Raw genomic sequence first — 19,003 nt, 5'->3', positions numbered from 1 at the left:
ATGAAAACCATCCTAGCCGGCAACGGGGCCTTTGTCCTGAGCGATGAGAGGGGGAACATGCCCTCCCATTACGACGGCTTTTATTTTCTCGACACCAGATTCGTCAGAAAGGCCCAGCTTGAGGTTTCTCCGGAACCGGGCTTCATCGGGGCATCGTCAACCTTCACCCGGGCGGTTTCACACTTCTCCCTGGGCGAATGGGGAATCCTGGTGAGGCTGAGAACGCTGGACGGGATTTACGAGGAAAAGCTCTCCTTCTACAACACGTCGGAAGAACCGCTCGGTGTCAAGGTCAGGTACTCCTACGAGGCTCCCATTGAGGACATATTCCAGGTCAGGGGCTTTATGGGGCTGAAGAGCGGAAAGGCGATAGCCCCAGTCGGCGGAAGGTACATCAAAGAGAGCCCCTCCGGAAGGAGGAGCCTCTTCATCGAGACCAACATGGGAAGGGAGGGGAACCTCCTAAGGGCGGAACTTGAGATACCTCCCCTCGGGAAGGCAGTCCTCTACGTCCGCTTCATCCCCAAAATCGAGGGCAGGATCTCGGAGATACTCGCAGAGAAAAAGAGAACGATAAAAAACGTCGCCTTCACCGGCTCACTCTTCATAGACGGAGTATTCGAGAGGGCGGTTGAGAACATAAACGCCCTGACGCTATTCACGCGCTTCGGGCCGGTTCCCCTTGCAGGAATTCCGTACTTCGCCTGTCCCTTCGGAAGGGACGCGATAATAACCTCACTCTTTCTCCTGCCGTATTACCCCGAATACGCCGCCGGCACGCTGAGACTCTTCGGGCGGCTCCAGGGAAAGAGAACTAACCCGAAGAACGAGGAGGAGCCGGGGAAGATACCCCATGAGTTCCGTCTCGGGGAGCTCGCACAGTCGGGGAAGGTTCCCTTCGCGCCCTACTACGGCACGGTGGATGCCACTCCACTCTACGTGGCGCTGGCGGGTGAGTACCTGCGCTGGACGGGGGACAGAAAATTAATCGAGGAACTGAGACCGAACCTGACCGATGCTGTCGAGTGGATACTCGGAAAGCTCGATGATGGGTACATAACCTACGTTCCGGGGATACTCGGCAACAAGGGATGGAAGGATTCAAGGGATGCGATAATTGACGAGGAAGGGAAACTTCCAAAGCCGCCGATAGCGCTCGTTGAGGTGCAGGGCTACGCCTACTGGGCGCTTAAACTTGCGGGGGAGCTTGACCTGACCGACCTCGATGAAAAGACCCTTCTCGCAGAGGCGGAAAAGCTGAAGAAAAGGTTCAACCGCGACTTCTGGCTCGGCTCGTACTACGCCCTCGCGCTTGATGGAGAGGGAAGGCCGCTTAGAGTCGTCTCCTCCAACATGGGACACCTGCTCCTGACGGGTATAGCCGAGCACGAGGAGGAACTCGCGGGGAGGCTTTTCCGGCCGGATATGCTCTCCCGGTACGGCATAAGAACCCTGAGCGCTAAGGAGAAAGCCTACAACCCGTTCAGCTACCACCGCGGAAGCGTGTGGCCGCACGACAACGCGCTGATAGCCCTCGGCCTGGCGAGGATTGGAAGAACGGACATGGCGAAGGCACTCATGGATGCCGTCTTCGATGCCGCGAAGCTTCTGCCGGAGAGGGAGCTTCCGGAGCTGTACAGCGGCCTAAACGAGCTCGTTCCCGTTCCGAGGGCCAACTCCCCGCAGGCCTGGAGCGCGGCGAGCGTTTTCGCCTTCGTTACCGCCGCGCTGGGGATGGAGGCGGGGGATGAGCTTACCGTCCGGCCGGCGGAGGGAACGAGCATCGTTCTGAGAGGGGTTTCGTTTGGAGGAAGGAGGTACCTCGTAGTTGCTGATGGGGGCGTTAGCGTTGAATCCCTATGAGTTCAGGTTTGAAAAACTCTCAAAACCCATGCTTTCTCCCTCAGATGAGGGATTCGACTCAAAGAACACCTATAACCCCGCGGTGGTCAAGAGGCGGGGAAAGGTGGTCATGCTGTACCGTGCGGAGGCTAAGGGGGAGAAGATAACCGGAAGAATCGGGCTGGCGCTGAGTGAGGATGGGATCAACTTCATCAGACACCCGGAGCCCGTTATGGAGCCCGAATACGAGTGGGAGAAGCTCGGCGTTGAGGACCCTCGCGTCGTGAGGATTGGAAAGACCTACTACATGACCTACACCGGCTACGATGGAAAGACGGCACGGCTCTGCATCGCCACCTCGAAGAATCTTCTGAACTGGAAGAAGCACGGAGTGGTTTTCGAGGAGTTCCCTTTCCCCAAGAACGGAAGGTTCAACTGGACAAAGAGCGGAGCCATACTGACGGAGAAGATGAAGTCCGGACCCTTCGAGGGCTACTACATCATGTACTTCGGCGACTCCAACGTCTGGCTCGCCTATTCAAAGGACCTCATCCACTGGGAGTACGAGAGGGAGCCCGTTCTGAGGCCGAGGGGCTATCTCGTTGAACCCGGACCTCCGCCAATCCTCACGGAGGACGGGATACTCCTGATACACAGCGAGGCCTTCCACGAGGACGGAAAGCTCGTCTACTACACGCACGTCGCACTCTTCGACTGGGAAGAGCCAAGAAAGCTCATCTGGAGAACCGAGAAGCCCATCCTCAGGCCGACCTTCGAGTGGGAGCTGCATGGATGGGTTGATAACGTGGTCTTCGCCGAGGCTATGGTAGAGCATGGGGGCAGATACTACCTCTACTACGGGGGAGCGGACAGGCACGTTGGTCTGGCGATAGGGGACTGGAGGAGGAAAGAGGACTAATCCAGAATTATCAGCTCAATCTCTGCTGTCCTTTCGGGGCTCTTCAGAAGCTCCACGATGCGCCGGTCTATGTCCCTCGCGGCCTTATTTGCCTTTATGGCGAGGGTTCTGGCATCGATGTAGTCGCTCTTTCGGATAACCATGGAGTAGTCGTGGTCGAGAATAAGTTCACCGCTACCCTCTGCCAGGACTTCATCAACCAAATCCCCCACACGTATCCTAATGAGAAGCTTTTTTCCAGCCCGCAGAGCTGCTTTAAACTCCTCGCTCAGGTCGTTTATTCCTCTGTCCGCTTCGATGCACAGTATGCAGTCCCCCCTCGGGGTGAGGTAGTTTTCCTTCGTGAACTCAAGCGTCGATTTGTGGGTTGCCCTTACGTTCTCGTGCCCCTTGCAGCGGATGATTTCCCTCATCATGATCGGGGGTTTTCGTGGGGCCTTATAAACGTCCCGAAACACTTATAGGTGAATCCACGTTCATACTATATTGGATTGAGGTGATGGTGGATGGGGCGCTCATGGAGGAACCTCCTGCGGGGCGTCATTAGGGTTCACGCGGGATTCGCGGTGATTAGGATTAACTCCCTCGGTATCGTCTATCCAAAGAGGACAAACGCGAACATCGCCGAGAGGCTGAGGAGGAAAAGATGATTCCTTTTCTTCCCACCACGTGGGAAAACCTTTAAAAGGGCTTTCATGATTTGGGTTACGGTTGTCAGAGTCAAGATAATGGGGGGATTGATGATGGGAAACATCAAGCAGACTTTCATCAAGAGAACCGCCCGCGAGCTGTTTGACCGCTACCCGAACGAGTTCACCAAGGACTTCGAGCACAACAAGAAGAAGGTCGAGGAGCTCACCAACGTCACCAGCAAGACCATCAGGAACAGGATAGCCGGCTACATAACCAAGCTCGTGAGGATGAAGGAAGAGGGCAAGATGCTCTGATGCCCCTTTTCTAGGATTTATTCCCTTCGGACCCTTCTGTCCGGTTCCTAAAAGCTTTCCAGGTCCTCGAGTATCTTTCTCGGCAGTCTGGGGGCGAACTCCTTCAGGAGCCTCTCGAACTCCCTCTCGTTTTCCTGGGCCACCCTTCTGAAGAAATTCTCTATGTAAGTCTCCGTCAGCAGGCGGACTTCCTCCAGCTCCTGCTTTGTCCGGATTATCTCATTTATCCTCTCCTGTATCTCCGCCAGAAACGTCAGGAGCTCGTCTATCTTGGCGTCAGCGGGCTCCGTGGACTTTATGAGAGCCCTGGCCTGGTTGTACTCCCTGGTCCGCCTGGGGGCCTTCGGTTCGTACATCTCAGTGCCGAAGGTGTACGGGGTGAGCAGTACCTCCATTCTGAAGCCCCTCTTTATCGTGTAGTACTTTCTGGGCCTGCCGCGAGGTATCTTCTCGGTTCTTCCCTCTATGAGCCCGGCGCTCTCGAGTATCCTAAGATGCTCAAGGACGGCCTTCTGACCGACCCCGAGCTCCTGGCTCAGCTCGCTCACAAAGTAAGGCCTCTTGGTGAGCAGGATGAGTATCCTCCTGCGGGTCTCGTTTCCCAGTATGTCAAGCAGCCTCCCCATATTCTTATTTGACTCCATGGCCTCTCACCCCCTTTCCCTAACCTGATGTAAGAAAAGATTACTTTAAGCTTTTCGGTGAACTGGGGAAAAATTGAGGGATTACGGAACAAAGTGGTGCTCCCTGCAGCGTGCCTCATAGCTCTCGCTGCTCCCGACGAGGATTATCGGGGAGTCCCTCGGGGCCGGCTTCCCATCAATAAGACGCTGACTCCTGGTCGCGGGCTTCCCGCAGACCGTGCAGACCGCGGTGAGGTAGACGATGTTGTCGGCCCTAACGAGGAGATCCCTGGTCACAGGGAAGGGGTCCCCCTTGAAGTCGAGGTTGAGGCCGCTCGCAATCACGTAGATTCCCTCGTCGGCGAGGCGGTTCAGAGTCTCGACTATCACCTGCGGAAAGAACTGAACCTCGTCCACCCCGATTACCTCGAAGCCCTCATCCAGGGTAATCCTCTCAATGAGCTCAACGCCCTCCTCGTTCGTGGGGACGACGAAGGCCTCGTACCTGAGACCGTTGTGGGCGACCACGTCATCCTCGGAGTACCTGTTGTCGATGCTGGGCTTGAAGAGGGCGGCCTTCCTCTTGGCGAAGGTCTGCCGCTCTATCCTCTTTATAAGCTCGGTGGTTTTGCCCGCGAACATCGGTCCCGTTATGACCTCCAAGAATCCACCAGGATGAACCATAACACCACCGGAAGAAGAACACATCCACCCGTTAAATCTCCTCCGGGCGAAAAGTTGAACGGGAGACGAAAATGGGAAAGAAAAGCCGTCAAACCGGTCAGACCGGGGTGACGTGGCCCCACTTTTCGAGGGCCCTGGCGAGTTCCCTGTGGCTCTTGGCGTACTCGTCGAGCGGGATGCCCTGCATGATGGCGTCGAGGGCCTGTCTGACGGCCATCGCTCCGGCCTTCGGTCCGTCAGGATGACCCATTGTTCCACCGCCGAGCTGGAGGACGATGTCCTTTCCGAGGGCGTCTATGACCGGCTGGATGTTGCCGGGGTGGAGGCCGCCGGAGCTCGTCGGGAAGACGGGCTTGATGTGGTAGAATTTCTGCTCAAGATGGAAGACGTCGTTCTCGTCCGGAACGTAGTGGTCTTCCGTGATTATCCTCTTGTACTGGATGACCTCCCACTTCTCCCCTTCCATCTTGCCCGCACCGGCGGTTCCGATGTGGAGCTGGTCAACGCCTATAAGGCGGTAGAGCTTCGCCAGGACGAACATCGATATGCCATGGTACGGGTTCCTGGCGAAGGCTGTGTGCATGGCCCTGTGGGCGTGCAGCGCGATGCCGTAGTCATCTGCCAGCTCTCTTATGTAGTCGAGAACGCCCCATCCCAGAACGACGACGTCGATCATTGCATGTGGAACTCCGTAGTCTGCAAGTATCTCAAGCCTTTCCTCCATCTCCAGTATGGGGGCCGTAATGTTGGCGAACCATGTCTTCTTCTCGCCGGTCTCGTTCTCGGCCCTCTCCATAGCCTTTGTGACGATCTTCACCCTCTCCTCGAAGCGGTTGTACCAGGGGCTCGTGAGGTTCTCATCGTCCTTGATGTAATCAGCTCCACCCAAGAAGAGGTCGTTGGCGAGCTTGTAAAGTTCCTCCGGAGAGTAGCCGACCTTCGGCTTCGGGACGACACCGTAGAGCGGCCTGTCGTATATTTCCAGCTTCTTTCTGACGCCTTCGATACCGAAGTTCGGACCGGGGTAGTTGCGGAGGAACCTCTCCGGAAGGTATATATCCTCCAAGCGGAGCCACTCAACGCGCTTCATTCCGAAGATGTTGCCCGCTATGCTCGCGAGGAAGCCCGGCATATTTCCGTCCTCAAAGGCGTGAGAGGGATAAGCGATCTTGACTATCCAGCTGCCGTCGCCCATGTCGTGGAAGTCGTAGGCCTTGGCGGAAAGGTCGGCCCACCTCTCCTTCTCATACCACTCGTAGAGCGTCGTCCAGGTTCCAGTTGAGCTCTCGGCGGCGACTGCACCGGCGGCCGCCTCGATGGTGTAGCCCTTCGCGGGGGTTATGCGGAACACGGCTATGATATCCCTCTTTTTATTGGGCTCATAGGCCTTGTCCACGTAGTAGTCGTATATCTCGTCAAACTTCTCTACCATGCTTTCACCTCCTGAGTAACTCGGAGATTATACGGCCACCTATAAAAATGCTATGGTTCATTATTGGGACACTCCTGCCCCTATATGAGTATCGGGGACACTTTTACTGCGTCAACGCCCCAAACTTCCGCCCCGCTTTTGAAAATCAAAGCTCTGTCCAGTCAGTGAATTAGTTTTTAAGGACAGATGGGCGTTTTCAAAACTTTGCCCTCGGGTTTGTATTGGGCCGTTCATAAGGTGGCAGGCGAAGGATGCCGAATTTCTAAACACCCCACCCAAAAACAGCCGATTATCGCCCCCAGAAGGCCCTGTTTCCGAAAAGTTTATATAGGCCTTCCTTCCTAGAATAAAACGCAGATACCTGCAAAACAACGTTTAGGAGGTTGGGAAAATGGCTGAGTTGCCGATTGCCCCAGTTGACAGGCTGATAAGGAAGGCCGGCGCCGCCCGCGTCAGCGAGGACGCCGCCAAGCTCCTGGCCGAGCACCTCGAGGAGAAGGCCATGGAGATCGCCAGGAAGGCGGTCGACCTTGCCCACCACGCCGGCAGGAAGACCGTCAAGGCCGAGGACATCAAGCTCGCCATCAAGAGCTGATGGCCTTTCTTTTCCTTCCTTAGCTTTTCTGGAAGTTCACTTCACCAGAAGCGCACCCTCTCGACCCGGACGCTTTCTCCATCGACCTCAAGGAGTGCAAAGCCAGCCGAATCCATCCTGGGGAACGTTGGCGAGCCGGGGTTGAGGAGAACCACCCTTTTCCCGTGGATCGAGTAAGTATCGTGGTAGAAACGGTGCGTGTGGCCAAATACGAGAACATCGACCCCCATGTCGAGGGCTTTGAGCGTCAGGAACTGGGCGTTGAGCGAGAAGAACTGGTGTCCGTGGAGAAGGCCGATTTCAATGTCCCCTGCATCGACGACCCTTTCCTCGGGGAGGTTGAGGTAATCAGCGTTCCCCCGAACGGCTATTACCGGCGCGAACCCCTCAAGCTCCTCCAGAAGCTCATGGGACGTAACGTCGCCAGCGTGGAGTATCAAATCCGGCATTCTCTCCTCAAGGTGCTGGAAAAGAAGGGAAGGAGGGTTTCGGGTCTTATCGCCGTAATGGGTGTCGCTCGTCACCGCTATAAGCACGGACATCCCTCATATCGGGACGTTTATGTTGAGCTTCTCCACCAGTTCCTTGTAGCGGTTCCTCACGGTGACCTCGGTTACGTGCGCTACCTCCGCCACCTCACGCTGGGTCTTCTTCTCACCCTCTAGGAGGGAAGCCACGTAGAGCGCCGCCGCCGCAAGTCCTGTGGGGCCCTTGCCGCTGGTTATGCCTCGCTTTATGGCCTCATGGAGTATCTCCTTGGCCCTCTTCTTCGTCCGGGCGCTCACGTTCAGAGCATCGCCGAAGCGGTCAACGTACTCAATCGGGCTGGTCGGGCGGAGGTTGAGGTTGAGGCCGCGGGCAAGGAAGCGGTAGCTCCTTCCAATCTCCTTCTTCGTGACCTTCGAAACGGCCGCTATCTCATCGAGAGTCCTGGGAATGCCCTCCATCCTGCACGCCGCGTAGAGCGCCGCGGAGACCATCCCCTCAATCGAGCGCCCGCGGATGAGCTTCTTCATGACGGCCTTTCTGTAGAGCGAGGCAGCGACCTCCTTGACGCGCCTCGGGAGGCGCATCTGGGCGGCCATTCTGTCCAGCTCGCTTAGTGCGAACGCGAGGTTACGCTCGGCCGCGTCGTTTATGCGCATTCTCCTCTGCCACATCCTCAGGCGGCGCATCTTGGTCCGGTACATTCCGGTTATCTGGTTGCCGTGTATGTCCTTGTCGCGCCAGTCTATGTCGGTGGAGAGGCCCTTATCATGGATCATCAGCGTCATGGGCGCACCGGTCCTGGCGCGCTTGGCCCTCTGGTCGGGATCGAAGGCGCGCCACTCAGGACCCTCATCGACGACATTCTGCTGAACAACGTAACCGCAGACAGAACAGACAATTTCGCCTCTCCTTGGGTCATAAAACAGCTTATCGGAGCCGCAAACCGGACATACATTCTTATCAGCCAAAAGCTCTCACCCCCTCTTTCTGGGGGCAGGGCGTCTTGCCTTTCCGCCCTTGGAACGCTTCTTCCCGGACCTGGATTTTCTACCTGGCCGGGATTTCTTCCTAGAGGAATCAACGTACAGCAGCGCACCGATGTAGCTCTCGGGATTCTTGACCCGCGGCTTGACGGCCACGTAGGGCCTCTTAACCGGCCCGAAGACATCCTTCACTACACCGACCACGGTGAGCTTTTTGTCAACCACCGGGTCGTTGAGCGAAGGCACCCAGTCAGTCCTGAGAACCAGGAAACCCTGCTTTGCATAGTGAGAAACTTTACCCAGGCGCTTCATAGCCCCACCCCAAAAGGACATATCCTTTTAAGCTTTTCGTTTTTGCCCTTATAAACTTTTCGGAAAATTTCCAAAAGGTTTTTATGGAAAGCGTGGTTAACAATAAAGATTGGGCGGGCAAAATGAGGTGCCTCATCGTCGGCCATCTCGTGAGGGATATCATCGTCAAGGGTTCTGGAATTGAACACCGCATGGGGGGAGGGGCATACTATTCCGCGATGGCCCTGTCCAGATTCTGCACGGTCGAGATCCTGACCAGCGTTGGTGAGGATTTTCCCGAAAGCTGGCTCAGGGAACTTGAAGAAAAAGGCATAGTACTCCACACGATACCCGCGGAGAGCAGCACCTCCTACCGGCTCCATTATCTCGACGGGAACACGAGGGAACTCAGCCTCCTCTCCGTCGCGGAGAGAATAACCGACATGCCACGCGGGAACTACGATATAATCATCCTCAACCCAGTTGCAGGCGAGATTCCACCCGAAACCGTTGCACTCGCCAAAAGGAGGAGCAACTTCGTTGTCGCGGACGTCCAGGGGTTCATCAGGTCGCCCAATCCGGGAAGACTTAAGCTGACGGGGATAGACGGCGGCATCTTCAACGGGCTGAAGGTTCTTCACGCCGACGTCTCCGAGGCCCAGCTCGTAAGAAACATCGACCCCGACAGAATAGAAGTGCTTCTAATCTCCCGGGGTGCCGATGTGGGTCAGGCATACCTCCGGGGACGGAAATACGCCTACACCCCGGCCAGGGTTGCGGTGGAGGAATCCACCGGCGCGGGCGACGTTTTCCTGGCATCGTTTGCCATGTTCTACCACGACTGCCCATTCATTCAAGCACTCAAGAGGGCCAGCGCCTTCACGGCCCTTTTCCTCCAGCGCAGAAGCTTCGACTTCACTATGGATGAAGTGAACGAGCTGGCGAGGAGAGTCACGGTCGAGAGGATTAACGATATAAATCTTCATGAATAACTATGTCCACCAATTGTCCACCAATGATGAAACGTCAGCATACTGAGAAATGATGAGAGACTTCCCTGAGGTGATGGTATGGACCGATACGTTCTGCTCGTTAAGGCCCCGAGGGGCTACGATATAACCCCCGTACGGGAGGAGCTCAGAGAGTTTCTCTCCAGAACCCACCCGGAGCTCAGGGTCGAGGCGCACAGGTGCATAGGCCTCACCGCCGACGTAGTCATCCTTTACAATGGAGGCATCGTCCTCATAAAGCGGAAGCACGAACCGTTCAAAGACCACTACGCCCTACCGGGGGGCTTCGTCGAGTACGGCGAAACCGTCGAGGAGGCAGCCCTGCGCGAGGCAAAGGAGGAAACCGGTCTCGACGTTAGACTCATCAGGCTCGTTGGAGTTTACTCCGACCCGAACCGCGACCCAAGGGGGCACACCGTGACGACGGCATTTTTAGCGATTGGAACTGGAAAACTGAAGGCCGGGGACGACGCCGAGGAGGTGCACGTTGTGCCCGTTGAGGAAGCGCTGAAGCTGCCGCTGGCGTTCGACCACGCGAAGATTCTGAGGGACGCCCTGAGCCTGAGGTGATGCCATGAGGGTCGAGTTCCCCGAGTTCGGGAGGATAGTCGTGGATGGTAAAGTTTACGACCATGACATCGTTATCTACCCGAGCGGAAAAATCGGGGAGCGCAAGAAATGGCTCAGCAAGAACAAGCACGGCACGAGCCACAAGCTCGACCCGGATGAGCTGAGGGAGTACCTGAGCGAGGACTTCGACGTTCTGCTTGTCGGCACCGGCGCCTGGGGAAGGCTCTCCCTCCTGCCGGAAAGCAGGGAGCTGGTGGCGAACAAAGAGGTCATCGAGAGGCCGACAGGAGATGCCGTGGAGCTCTTCAACGGACTCTGGGGAAAGAGGAAAGTCCTCGCGATATTTCACATCACCTGTTGATGAGGGCTTGAACCGCTACGAAACCAACGGTAGCCAGAGCCAGAGCGTAGGGATAGCCGAGGAAGTACCAGAGGCCAGCGATTGCTCCGAGAGTGGCACCGTTGATTATCATGAGCACCAGAACGTGGCCGAAGTTCGTCTCCGGCACGGATAGCTCGCTTTCGCCGTGGTAGAAGAAGGCCAGCGCCACTGAGGACGTCAGGAGCGGAAGGATAACCGCGGCGGGAAGCAGGGCGAGGGTTCTAGCGTTGAGGTACGAAACCGCCAGGACGAGGCCGACGCCGGCGGTGACCGGAACGGCGTTCATGACGAGAAGCTTCGCCCGAAGGAACTGGCCGACAGTTATGGGGAGACTCCTGAGGAACTCGAACTCCCGACCATCTATCTTAAGGACTGTGTCGACGCCCACGGAGGCCACCCATCCGATCATGAACAGCACCGAAACCACGCTCCACTCCCTAATGGAGCCAGAAACGAGGATGTTCACAGCACTCGGCAGGATGATGAAGAGCGGAAAGATGAAGCCGACGAGAAGGGCGCTCTTTCTGAAGACTATCCTCAGGTCCTTCAGAGCGATCGCCACAATCGGATGGTGGGTTTCTGCCTTGAAGCGAACGGTTCTGGAGCGGGAAACCTTCGCCCCCTCTTCGAGTCTGCCCCAGAGCCTCTCAAGGATGAACAGGTAGAGAGGAACGAGAACGACGAGATAGCCGAGGAGAATGATGGAGGAGTGGAATGGATCCGTTATCGAGGCGACGGAGAACGGATAGGCCAGGGAGTACTTCGAGAAGAAGGGCAGAAGGTCCTCGTAGTGCTCGTTGACGTACTGCTGGAGGTAGTTGAGGGCGTAGAAGATGCCGATGAAGAGGATAACACCCAGGGTCCTTGCCAGCGTCCTGAGCTTCGAGAACCTGCCGCCAACACTCGCCGAGCCGAAGAACGTGAAGACGACCAGCCCGAGGACGTGGCCGAGGAAAGCTCCGGTGAGAACCCAAAGAAGGCCGAGCAGGCCGGGGGTTCCGTACTTCACCATCATCAGGACGGCCGCAGGTAGGAGCGCGATGACAGCGGGAACGTTGTCTATCGCGAGGAGAACGCTGAGGTACTTTGAGCCAGTTCTTATGGGTAGGGGCTTGAGCGGCTCGAAGATTCCCATAGAGGTCGCATAGGAGGCGTTGACCGTTGTAGTGTAGAGCGCCATTATGAAGGGGAGAAGGGCGTAGGTGGCGAATATCACCGCCGCCCTGGTTTCGTCCTCGGCCCCTGCAATCGCCCCCGCCATCATGACACCAAAGAACAGGAAGGCAACCGACTGAAGGGCCATCCCCCTCTTTATATCGCCCGCGTTCCTGAGCTGCTTCCTGAACTTCTCAGGATCAGCCGCTATCTGGGGGTTGCTCTTCAAACGCCGATAGTGGAGCTCCTTGTAGAGGATTCTGACTATCTCGAACATGCTCCCCCACCTAAAGGGCATCTTTAAGCGCCCTGACTATTCCAGCCACCTCATCCTGGCTCTCGGTGAGCTTGAGGAAGACGTCTTCAAGGCTCTCCTCATGGGCGAACTCCTTGAGCTGCTCCACGGTTCCCTCCGCGATTATCTCTCCGTTGTAGATGACACCAACGCGGTCGCATATCGTCTCTGCCAGCGCCAGAACGTGGGTGGAGAAGACTATGCTCCTGCCTTCTTCCTTGAACTGGAGGAGGAGTTCCCTGAGAATGCGGGCGCTCTTGGGGTCGAGGCCGTTCATCGCCTCGTCCAGTATGAGAACCTTCGGGTCGTGGAGCATCGCCGCTATGAGCGACACCTTCTGCCTCGTTCCAAAGCTGAGCGAACCTATCATCTCGCCAAGGTAACTCCCTATCCCAAACGCCCTGACCAAGGTCTCAACCCTCTCCTGAAGTTCTTCCTTTGGAATCCCCCTCACGCTCCCCACGAAGTTGAAGAACTCAACCGGCGTTAGGCTCTCGTAGAGAACCGGCGTTTCAGGCACGTAGCCAACTATCCTCCTGACCCCCAGAGAATCCTCGACGACGTCAACTCCGCCAACAACAACGCGCCCCGAGGTGGGTTTCAGTATTCCCGCCAGAATCTTCATCGTCGTGCTCTTTCCGCTCCCGTTCGGCCCGAGGAGGCCGTATATCTCGCCATCACCCACGGTGAACGTTATCCCTTTGACCGCCCTCGTAGAGCCGAAGCTCTTGGTGAGGTTCTCGACCTCGATCATTCTACCACCAGATGTGATAATAATTCGCGCTTAATAAATTTTGTCCCCTGAATAACTCTTCATTGAAGAAACTCTTAAATAAAATGAAGGACATAATTGAATAAAATACAGACCCTGCATGGGCTCCAATTTCTTTTCTTGCCCTGGGTTTAGCTTGGAGGTGCCTGTATGAAAAAAGCCTCACGAATTTTGATTTTCTTGCTGGTGAGCACGTTAGTCATCCTCAGCGGGTGCATTGGCAACACCCCCTCATCCACGGGCACGAGCCCAACAACGAGCGAGAATCCAACGACAAGCGGCACGGGTGAAACGACATCCACGGCGGGGAGTTCTCCAACGGAAACTGGAAGTGAGACCGGAAGCCACACAACCACTGAGACCGTAACGCAGACCGAAACTCAAACCGGGACCTCAACCGGGACATCAACGTCCACCGAGACCCCTCCATCAAACGAGGATCTTCAATACGATGAGGACGGCAATGTGGTATGTGAGGGCGACGCCGACCCGGATCTCGGCTGCGAAGCCGGGGAAACCAACGAGGACGGAACGGGGCCAGGTTTCTCCCTGCCGGATACCCTGATAAACGTCACCCTTGAGCCCGTCATAATACCCGTTTACAGGCTCACGGCAAACTTCACATACGCCGGACCGATTGGAAGCGACGCCTTCGAGCCGAACGGGGAGAAGATAGAGAAGGTCTCGATCATTACTGCCTCCACAGACCCGGGCAAGAACGTCAAGTTCACGATAACCTTCGAGAACGAGAGTTTAGCCAACGCCTACGTCCACATCCCCGTCTTCATAGACATGTTTAGCGGCAAAAAGTATTTCTACGAGCCGACGGTTCTGCGCTTCGATGAGGGCGAGGAGTTCGGGAGAATATGGGAGCTTCACCTTTACTCCACGGGCTTCACCCTCTACGAGCTGACCGGGAACGGCTCCGTTGAACTTCAGAATGGAAGCGTTCAGCTCGACGGAAGGCGGGTGAGCTTCACCATCGAGAGCTTCTCGGAGATATTCCCTGAGAGAGTTTATCTCAGAATCTACGGGAGCACGATGACCGATAAAAGCCCCAGTCTCACCTACCCCTACACCGGTAGCTTCGTAATCGAGGCCGGGAAGGGATGGATTGACTACTACTCGCCGGCCAGCTTCTTCACGCCGGAGGGCAAGTTATACATGGAGGCGAGGGGCTACGACCTGATGATTAAGCTGTACCTCGACGACCGCAAGTACCGCGACATGATGCCGATGAAGGTCTTTTTTGACAGCAGTGACAACGGCGAGGCCGACTGGATAGCATACATAGACGAGGACTCCTTCAAGCTTAGGGACGCGTACGGGAGCGTCTACCGCGAGGGAAAGGTGAGTACATACATCGAAAACGACCGGCACGTCGTCGAGTTCACCATCGAGAACTTCTTCTCCCTCGTCCCCTGGCGCTACTTCCGCCTCTGGTTCGCGGGCCAGGTTCAGGCCCCCTCACTAAAGCCCCGTTTCCCTGCCCACAGCAACATCTGGGTGAACGCCACCAACGGGCTCAGCATGGACAAGGACGTCGAGCGTTACCTCGTCATCGTCGTCGAGGACGTTTACATAAAGGGCAACAAGGACAGCGCGGAGGGCGAGATTCAGCTCGTCTCGTGGGCCTTCCCGGTTTACTGGGAGCACGAGAACGACCTTGACTGGAAGTACGGGCCGATTTACGCCGTTGGCTATCCAGCAAAGCGCTGGGTAGAGGCCAATGACCACAGCCGGCTTTTATACCACGACGAGAGGGCGATAAGCGTGAGCTACCCCTTCGTCAACGGCTATCCGATATTTGCCATGCCCCTCGACGAGGTCAAAAAATACAGGAAGGTTTACGTCCACACGGCCGGCTGGGACTTGGACGACCCCGGCGAATACATCACACTCGGGGCCGGCTTTCTGGTTGACGCCGCCCTGGGCCTCGCCACCGGAGAAATAGGAACGGCCATGAAGTACGGCTACAACGGGGTTATGTTCATCAACCAGCTCGTCACCGGCCAGGGTGCGGCCGAGTGGTGGGGCTCAACGATAGTCAGGGACCTCGGCGGAGACCCCGATCCGGTTGGCTACAACGGCTACGCGATAGACGCGAACGGCAACTACCGCGACGGTGTTCTCGTTGAGGTATGGTCCGCCGACGGCAACATGAGGGTGACCTACCTCGTTCAGGAAGTTGAGGTCCCGAGGACGCTCCGCTACAACACGCTCCAGGCTTACCTTGACACCGTCCAGTTCACGAAGGACACCGAACTCGGCGACGAGGAGTACTACCTCTACGCGAGCGGGTTCATCTCCTTCAAGCCGGAGGAAGCGGCCGATGTGCCCGACATAACGGCCGAGCAAACCACCGCGATGGTCCCGGTTCAGCCGGTTAACCGCTATCCCAAGGCGGGGGTTCTCCCTGGCAACAGGTTTACCTCAAGGCCCCAGATGCTGATTATAGGGCACACAAGGGCGGACGTGCCGTTCCTCTACCTCGAATACGACGGCTGGGAAGAGGACGCTGGAAAATGGGGCAACGACGACGACCCGATGGGACAGGTGGCGATAACGCTCCTCCTCGATGACGACTACTTTGACTGGGAGCCGAACTCCGCGATTCCAACCAAGGAGTGGAGCCCCGAGTTCCCGAGCTGCGGCGTCTCGGGCGGCTGCTCAAAGGCGTGGTTCTGGGTCAGGGTGAAGCCCTGACTTTATTTTTTCTCAAGGTGCGCCCTCTTGACCTCCAGCACTCCGGAATAGTCCCACTCGTTCCACTTCTTCTCGACTTCATCGAAAACTATGCGCGCCTTGAAGAAGGGTGCATCCCTGACGAAGGTCTCGAACTCACCGCCTTCTCCTGCAACGTGGATTTTATACCTTTCGTGGAGCCTCACCAGCTCCCCCATGGCCTTCTCGTCAATCCTCCTTCCGAGCCATCTCTCGTCTAACCCGTAGGCTGAAACCCCCACCATTACGATGTCGAAGATTCCAATAAGCTCCCGCATATACTCTATTGGGTTGCGGTGCCAGGCCGGGGCGAAACTCTCTATGCCGAGCTCTTTTGCCACCCCCTCAACGCGCTTCTTCTGGTACTCGCTGGCCAAGGCACCGGCAACCACTCCGTCTATCCTCAGCCCCTCGAGGACGGCCTTCATGTCCTCTACCTCTTTCTCCTTCTCGCCGCTCGTGAAGCCCTTCACGAGGGGAATTCCCACCGCCTTCGCCTGGAGCTCGGTGAGGTGGATGTTCGGCACGTGGTACATGTAACTGTCTTCCCTCTCGCTCACCATCGAGACGAGGTATTTGACCTCGAACCCCTGCTCCAGCGCCCAGTAGAGGGCGTAGTTCGAGTCCTTCCCGCCCGAATACAGCACGGCAACACGCATCCCTCTCACCCGAAAGCTTCAAATCATTGGTCGGATAACCTTCACTGGAGAGTGGCTCGGCGGGGGCTTTAAAAAGGTGATGCCAATGGTGCCAAAAACGGCGGTGATTCTGGCGGCAGGCCTCGGAAAGAGGATGGGGGAGAGACCCAAGGGGCTCCTGAAGGTGGCCGGAAGGGAGATTCTGTACCGAACGCTCACCCTTCTCAGGCAAAACGGCGTTGAGATGTTCATAATAGTCACTAACGAACGCTATGCAGGGTTTTACCGCAAATTCATTGAGGAGCACGGCCTCAACGCCGAGCTGGTAGTCAACCCCGAGCCGGAAAAGGGCAACGGCCATTCACTCCACCTGGCGAAAGGTCACATCTCGGGAAGGTTTGTTTTGGTGATGAGCGACCACGTTTACGGCGAGGAATTCATCCGGGAGGCCCTGAGGGGGAGCGGCCTTATAGCGGACAGGAAACCGAGATGGGCAGATGTTGGCGAGGCGACTAAGGTAAAGGCCAGAAACGGCAGGGTTGAGCGAATCGGGAAAGACCTTAAGGACTGGGACGCCGTTGATACGGGCTTCTTCGTCCTCGATGAGAGCATCTTCGAGATAACTGAGGCACTGGAGAGGGAGAGAGAAGGGGACTACCCCGTGAGCGAGGTCGTGAAGATGGCCAGGCTTGAGGTTACCTTCATCGACGGTCTTCCCTGGACCGACGTTGACACGCCCTCTGACCTTAAGATGGCCAGAAGAATGCTCATCAAGACTTCTGTGAAGGGAACGGGCGACGGGTTCGTCAGCAGGCATCTCAACAGGAAGGTTTCAACCGAGATAAGTTACCTCCTCGCCGAGAAGGCCACCCCGAACCAAATGACTGTCGTTACATTTATCCTCGGAATGATCTCGGCCTTTTTGACGCTCTTCAGCCTTCCCTTAGCCGGAATACTGTATCAGATTAGCTCAATCCTCGACGGCGTTGATGGCGAGCTGGCGAGGGCCCAGATGAGGACGAGCAGGTTCGGGGGCTACATCGACTCCCTCCTCGACCGCTACGTTGATGGCGCATTTCTGGCCCTCCTTACTTACTCAACTCTCACCGAGCCCCTCTGGTATCTAATCGCCCTCCTTGCACTCCTCGGCTCGGTGATGGTGAGCTACTCGACCGAGAGGTTCAAGGCTGCCTACGGTGAGGACGCCTACAGCTCGATTCCGACTCTCAGAAAGCTCCCCGGCAAGAGGGACGAGAGAATCTTCCTGACGATGCTCTTCCTCCTGTATCCGGTCGGGGCTTCGGTTAAAGCGCTCTTCCTTCTGCTGGCAGTTCTGACGAACCTGCGGGTGGCAATAACGGCGTATTTAATTTCCAGAAAAGTTTTGCAGCCGAAAACTATTTAACTGTTGTAAAATATCTTAGAGCAACTGAGGAGGTGGAGAAAAATGGTTAAGGTTGTCATACTCGGACAGGGCTACGTTGCCAGCATCTTCGCGAGCGGCCTTGAGAAGATAAAGGCCGGAAAGATGGAGCCCTACGGCGTTCCCCTTGCCGATGAGCTTCCAATCAAGATTAAGGATGTTGAGATAGTCGGTTCCTACGACGTCGATGCAAACAAGGTCGGAAAGGACCTCTACGAGGTCGTCAGGGCCTACGATCCAGAGGCGCCGGAGAGCCTCAAGGGTATCACCGTCAGGAAGGGAATCCACCTGAGGAGCCTCAGGAACCTTCCGCTCGAGGCCACCGGCCTCGAAGACGAGATGACCCTCAAGGAGGCCGTCGAGCACCTCGTGAACGAGTGGAAGGAGCTCGGCGCAGAGGTCTTCATAAACGTCTGCACCACCGAAGCGTTCCAGCCCTTCGGAAGCAGGGAGGAGCTTGAGAAGGCCATCGAGGAGGACAACAGGGACAGGCTCACCGCCACGCAGGTCTATGCCTATGCCATAGCCCAGTACGCCAAGGAGGTTGGCGGTGCCGCGTTCGTCAACGCCATCCCGACCCTCATAGCCAACGACCCGGCTTTCGTCGAGCTCGCCAAGGAGAGCAACATGGTCATCTTCGGCGACGACGGAGCCACCGGAGCCACCCCGCTCACCGCGGACGTTCTCAGCCACCTCGCCCAGAGGAACCGCTACGTCCTCGATATAGCCCAGTTCAACATCGGCGGAAACAACGACTTCCTTGCCCTCACCGACAAGGAGAGGAACAAGAGCAAGGAGTTCACCAAGAGCTCGGTCGTCAAGGAGCTCCTCGGCTACGACGCACCGCACTACATCAAGCCCACCGGCTTCCTCGAGCCCCTCGGCGACAAGAAGTTCATAGCCATGCACATCGAGTACGTCAGCTTCAACGGCGCCCACGACGAGCTCGTTATCACCGGCAGGATAAACGACAGCCCGGCACTCGCCGGTCTCCTCGTCGACCTCGCGAGGCTCGGAAAGATAGCGATCGAGAAGAAGGCCTTCGGTGCCGTTTACGAGGTCAACGCATTCTACATGAAGAACCCGGGACCGAAGGAGAAGGGCAACATACCGCGCATCATCGCCCACGAGAAGATGAGGATGTGGGCCGGCCTGGAGCCGAGATGGCTCTGACGCCTCTTTTTTGTCAAATTTCTCCTCCATTAATTCTACGCAACCCTGATAGGGTC

General features: G+C 56.7%; 21 protein-coding genes. 11 read left to right on the top strand and 10 right to left on the bottom strand.

Annotated features, from left to right (window positions below; genetic code table 11):
* The gene (locus GQS_RS09550) at positions 1-1,863 is read left to right on the top strand and encodes a glycogen debranching N-terminal domain-containing protein (RefSeq protein ID WP_014013481.1); all 1,863 of its coding nucleotides are present in this window, start codon (positions 1-3) and stop codon (positions 1,861-1,863) included.
* Entirely contained in the window at positions 1,850-2,761 is a 912-nt protein-coding gene (locus tag GQS_RS09545; RefSeq protein ID WP_014013480.1) for a glycoside hydrolase family 130 protein, read from the top strand. Before GQS_RS09550 ends, GQS_RS09545 begins: the two co-directional genes overlap by 14 nt.
* On the opposite strand, the gene GQS_RS09540 is transcribed toward GQS_RS09545, so the two are convergent.
* Entirely contained in the window at positions 2,758-3,177 is a 420-nt protein-coding gene (locus tag GQS_RS09540; RefSeq protein WP_048056576.1) for a DUF371 domain-containing protein, read from the bottom strand. The genes GQS_RS09545 and GQS_RS09540 overlap by 4 nt on opposite strands.
* 90 nt (positions 3,178-3,267) lie before the next feature.
* Here GQS_RS09540 and GQS_RS10960 point away from each other — a divergent pair, with 90 nt between their 5' ends.
* Positions 3,268-3,411, top strand: coding sequence for a hypothetical protein (locus tag GQS_RS10960; protein ID WP_014013478.1), 144 nt, complete (start codon positions 3,268-3,270; stop codon positions 3,409-3,411).
* 93 nt (positions 3,412-3,504) lie between these two features.
* Complete coding sequence (locus GQS_RS09535; protein ID WP_014013477.1) at positions 3,505-3,708, top strand: 30S ribosomal protein S17e; 204 nt, start codon at positions 3,505-3,507, stop codon at positions 3,706-3,708.
* 47 nt (positions 3,709-3,755) lie between these two features.
* Here the strand turns inward: GQS_RS09535 and GQS_RS09530 are convergent, their stop codons facing one another.
* From GQS_RS09530 to rbcL, 3 genes are all read right to left on the bottom strand, one after another.
* On the bottom strand, positions 3,756-4,352 hold the full coding sequence (locus GQS_RS09530) for an ArsR family transcriptional regulator (protein ID WP_014013476.1): 597 nt from the start codon (positions 4,350-4,352) through the stop codon (positions 3,756-3,758).
* A gap of 81 nt (positions 4,353-4,433) precedes the next feature.
* Positions 4,434-5,015 carry a thymidine kinase gene (locus tag GQS_RS09525; protein WP_014013475.1) on the bottom strand — a complete coding sequence of 194 codons (582 nt, stop codon included), beginning with the start codon at positions 5,013-5,015 and terminating at the stop codon, positions 4,434-4,436.
* A gap of 97 nt (positions 5,016-5,112) precedes the next feature.
* The gene (gene rbcL, locus GQS_RS09520) at positions 5,113-6,447 is read right to left on the bottom strand and encodes a type III ribulose-bisphosphate carboxylase (RefSeq protein ID WP_014013474.1); all 1,335 of its coding nucleotides are present in this window, start codon (positions 6,445-6,447) and stop codon (positions 5,113-5,115) included.
* A 391-nt stretch (positions 6,448-6,838) separates the two neighbouring features.
* On the opposite strand from rbcL, the gene hpkB reads away from it, so the two are divergent.
* A complete protein-coding gene (gene hpkB / locus GQS_RS09515; RefSeq protein ID WP_014013473.1) occupies positions 6,839-7,042 on the top strand; it encodes an archaeal histone HpkB in 204 nt (67 codons plus the stop codon).
* A 41-nt stretch (positions 7,043-7,083) separates the two neighbouring features.
* Here hpkB and GQS_RS09510 read toward each other — a convergent pair whose 3' ends face one another.
* The 3 genes from GQS_RS09510 to GQS_RS09500 are packed head-to-tail and all read right to left on the bottom strand — an operon-like array spanning position 7,084 to position 8,826.
* Positions 7,084-7,578, bottom strand: coding sequence for a metallophosphoesterase (locus GQS_RS09510; RefSeq protein ID WP_014013472.1), 495 nt, complete (start codon positions 7,576-7,578; stop codon positions 7,084-7,086).
* A gap of 9 nt (positions 7,579-7,587) precedes the next feature.
* Entirely contained in the window at positions 7,588-8,499 is a 912-nt protein-coding gene (locus GQS_RS09505) for a transcription initiation factor IIB (protein WP_014013471.1), read from the bottom strand.
* A 6-nt stretch (positions 8,500-8,505) separates the two neighbouring features.
* The gene (locus GQS_RS09500) at positions 8,506-8,826 is read right to left on the bottom strand and encodes a Gar1/Naf1 family protein (protein ID WP_014013470.1); all 321 of its coding nucleotides are present in this window, start codon (positions 8,824-8,826) and stop codon (positions 8,506-8,508) included.
* 122 nt (positions 8,827-8,948) lie between these two features.
* Here GQS_RS09500 and GQS_RS09495 point away from each other — a divergent pair, with 122 nt between their 5' ends.
* The 3 genes from GQS_RS09495 to GQS_RS09485 all read left to right on the top strand — a co-directional run bounded on the left by GQS_RS09495 (position 8,949) and on the right by GQS_RS09485 (position 10,746).
* Positions 8,949-9,797: a carbohydrate kinase gene (locus GQS_RS09495; protein WP_014013469.1), complete on the top strand. Its 849-nt coding sequence runs from the start codon at positions 8,949-8,951 to the stop codon at positions 9,795-9,797.
* Between the two features lie 78 nt (positions 9,798-9,875).
* A complete protein-coding gene (locus GQS_RS09490; RefSeq protein WP_014013468.1) occupies positions 9,876-10,385 on the top strand; it encodes an NUDIX hydrolase in 510 nt (169 codons plus the stop codon).
* Between the two features lie 4 nt (positions 10,386-10,389).
* Entirely contained in the window at positions 10,390-10,746 is a 357-nt protein-coding gene (locus GQS_RS09485) for an Mth938-like domain-containing protein (protein WP_014013467.1), read from the top strand.
* Here the strand turns inward: GQS_RS09485 and GQS_RS09480 are convergent.
* Together GQS_RS09480 and GQS_RS09475 are read right to left on the bottom strand one after the other, a co-directional pair.
* Positions 10,736-12,199, bottom strand: a complete 1,464-nt coding sequence (locus tag GQS_RS09480; RefSeq protein ID WP_014013466.1) for a membrane protein — start codon at positions 12,197-12,199, stop codon at positions 10,736-10,738. The two genes, GQS_RS09485 and GQS_RS09480, sit on opposite strands and share 11 nt — an antisense overlap.
* 10 nt (positions 12,200-12,209) lie before the next feature.
* Positions 12,210-12,971: an ABC transporter ATP-binding protein gene (locus GQS_RS09475; RefSeq protein WP_014013465.1), complete on the bottom strand. Its 762-nt coding sequence runs from the start codon at positions 12,969-12,971 to the stop codon at positions 12,210-12,212.
* A 168-nt stretch (positions 12,972-13,139) separates the two neighbouring features.
* Here GQS_RS09475 and GQS_RS09470 point away from each other — a divergent pair, with 168 nt between their 5' ends.
* Positions 13,140-15,695, top strand: a complete 2,556-nt coding sequence (locus tag GQS_RS09470; protein ID WP_048056575.1) for a hypothetical protein — start codon at positions 13,140-13,142, stop codon at positions 15,693-15,695.
* 2 nt (positions 15,696-15,697) lie between these two features.
* On the opposite strand, the gene GQS_RS09465 is transcribed toward GQS_RS09470, so the two are convergent.
* Positions 15,698-16,372, bottom strand: a complete 675-nt coding sequence (locus GQS_RS09465) for a TIGR00289 family protein (protein WP_014013463.1) — start codon at positions 16,370-16,372, stop codon at positions 15,698-15,700.
* An 85-nt stretch (positions 16,373-16,457) separates the two neighbouring features.
* Between GQS_RS09465 and GQS_RS09460 the strand changes: the two genes are divergently transcribed.
* Both GQS_RS09460 and GQS_RS09455 read left to right on the top strand, forming a co-directional pair.
* Complete coding sequence (locus GQS_RS09460; RefSeq protein ID WP_014013462.1) at positions 16,458-17,756, top strand: bifunctional L-myo-inositol-1-phosphate cytidylyltransferase/CDP-L-myo-inositol myo-inositolphosphotransferase; 1,299 nt, start codon at positions 16,458-16,460, stop codon at positions 17,754-17,756.
* 42 nt (positions 17,757-17,798) lie between these two features.
* Positions 17,799-18,947: an inositol-3-phosphate synthase gene (locus GQS_RS09455; RefSeq protein ID WP_014013461.1), complete on the top strand. Its 1,149-nt coding sequence runs from the start codon at positions 17,799-17,801 to the stop codon at positions 18,945-18,947.
* Positions 18,948-19,003: the final 56 nt, after the last annotated feature.

Origin of the sequence: Thermococcus sp. 4557 (assembly GCF_000221185.1) — an archaeon.
Lineage (GTDB): Archaea > Methanobacteriota_B > Thermococci > Thermococcales > Thermococcaceae > Thermococcus.
Note: the sequence above shows the minus strand (reverse complement) of the source record. Positions and strands in the feature narration are given on the sequence as shown.

Bases quoted from the DNA above. Each gene is read 5' to 3' on its own strand.
- GQS_RS09495 (WP_014013469.1), top strand. From the start codon at position 8,949: ATGAGGTGCCTCATCGTCGGCCATCTCGTGAGGGATATCATCGTCAAG.
- GQS_RS09460 (WP_014013462.1), top strand. From the start codon at position 16,458: ATGGTGCCAAAAACGGCGGTGATTCTGGCGGCAGGCCTCGGAAAGAGG.
- GQS_RS09500 (WP_014013470.1), bottom strand. From the start codon at position 8,826: ATGAAGCGCCTGGGTAAAGTTTCTCACTATGCAAAGCAGGGTTTCCTG.
- GQS_RS09490 (WP_014013468.1), top strand. From the start codon at position 9,876: ATGGACCGATACGTTCTGCTCGTTAAGGCCCCGAGGGGCTACGATATA.
- GQS_RS09455 (WP_014013461.1), top strand. From the start codon at position 17,799: ATGGTTAAGGTTGTCATACTCGGACAGGGCTACGTTGCCAGCATCTTC.
- GQS_RS09470 (WP_048056575.1), top strand. From the start codon at position 13,140: ATGAAAAAAGCCTCACGAATTTTGATTTTCTTGCTGGTGAGCACGTTA.
- hpkB (WP_014013473.1), top strand. From the start codon at position 6,839: ATGGCTGAGTTGCCGATTGCCCCAGTTGACAGGCTGATAAGGAAGGCC.
- GQS_RS09550 (WP_014013481.1), top strand. From the start codon at position 1: ATGAAAACCATCCTAGCCGGCAACGGGGCCTTTGTCCTGAGCGATGAG.
- GQS_RS10960 (WP_014013478.1), top strand. From the start codon at position 3,268: ATGGGGCGCTCATGGAGGAACCTCCTGCGGGGCGTCATTAGGGTTCAC.
- GQS_RS09475 (WP_014013465.1), bottom strand. From the start codon at position 12,971: ATGATCGAGGTCGAGAACCTCACCAAGAGCTTCGGCTCTACGAGGGCG.
- GQS_RS09530 (WP_014013476.1), bottom strand. From the start codon at position 4,352: ATGGAGTCAAATAAGAATATGGGGAGGCTGCTTGACATACTGGGAAAC.
- GQS_RS09485 (WP_014013467.1), top strand. From the start codon at position 10,390: ATGAGGGTCGAGTTCCCCGAGTTCGGGAGGATAGTCGTGGATGGTAAA.
- GQS_RS09465 (WP_014013463.1), bottom strand. From the start codon at position 16,372: ATGCGTGTTGCCGTGCTGTATTCGGGCGGGAAGGACTCGAACTACGCC.
- GQS_RS09535 (WP_014013477.1), top strand. From the start codon at position 3,505: ATGGGAAACATCAAGCAGACTTTCATCAAGAGAACCGCCCGCGAGCTG.
- rbcL (WP_014013474.1), bottom strand. From the start codon at position 6,447: ATGGTAGAGAAGTTTGACGAGATATACGACTACTACGTGGACAAGGCC.
- GQS_RS09480 (WP_014013466.1), bottom strand. From the start codon at position 12,199: ATGTTCGAGATAGTCAGAATCCTCTACAAGGAGCTCCACTATCGGCGT.
- GQS_RS09540 (WP_048056576.1), bottom strand. From the start codon at position 3,177: ATGATGAGGGAAATCATCCGCTGCAAGGGGCACGAGAACGTAAGGGCA.
- GQS_RS09525 (WP_014013475.1), bottom strand. From the start codon at position 5,015: ATGGTTCATCCTGGTGGATTCTTGGAGGTCATAACGGGACCGATGTTC.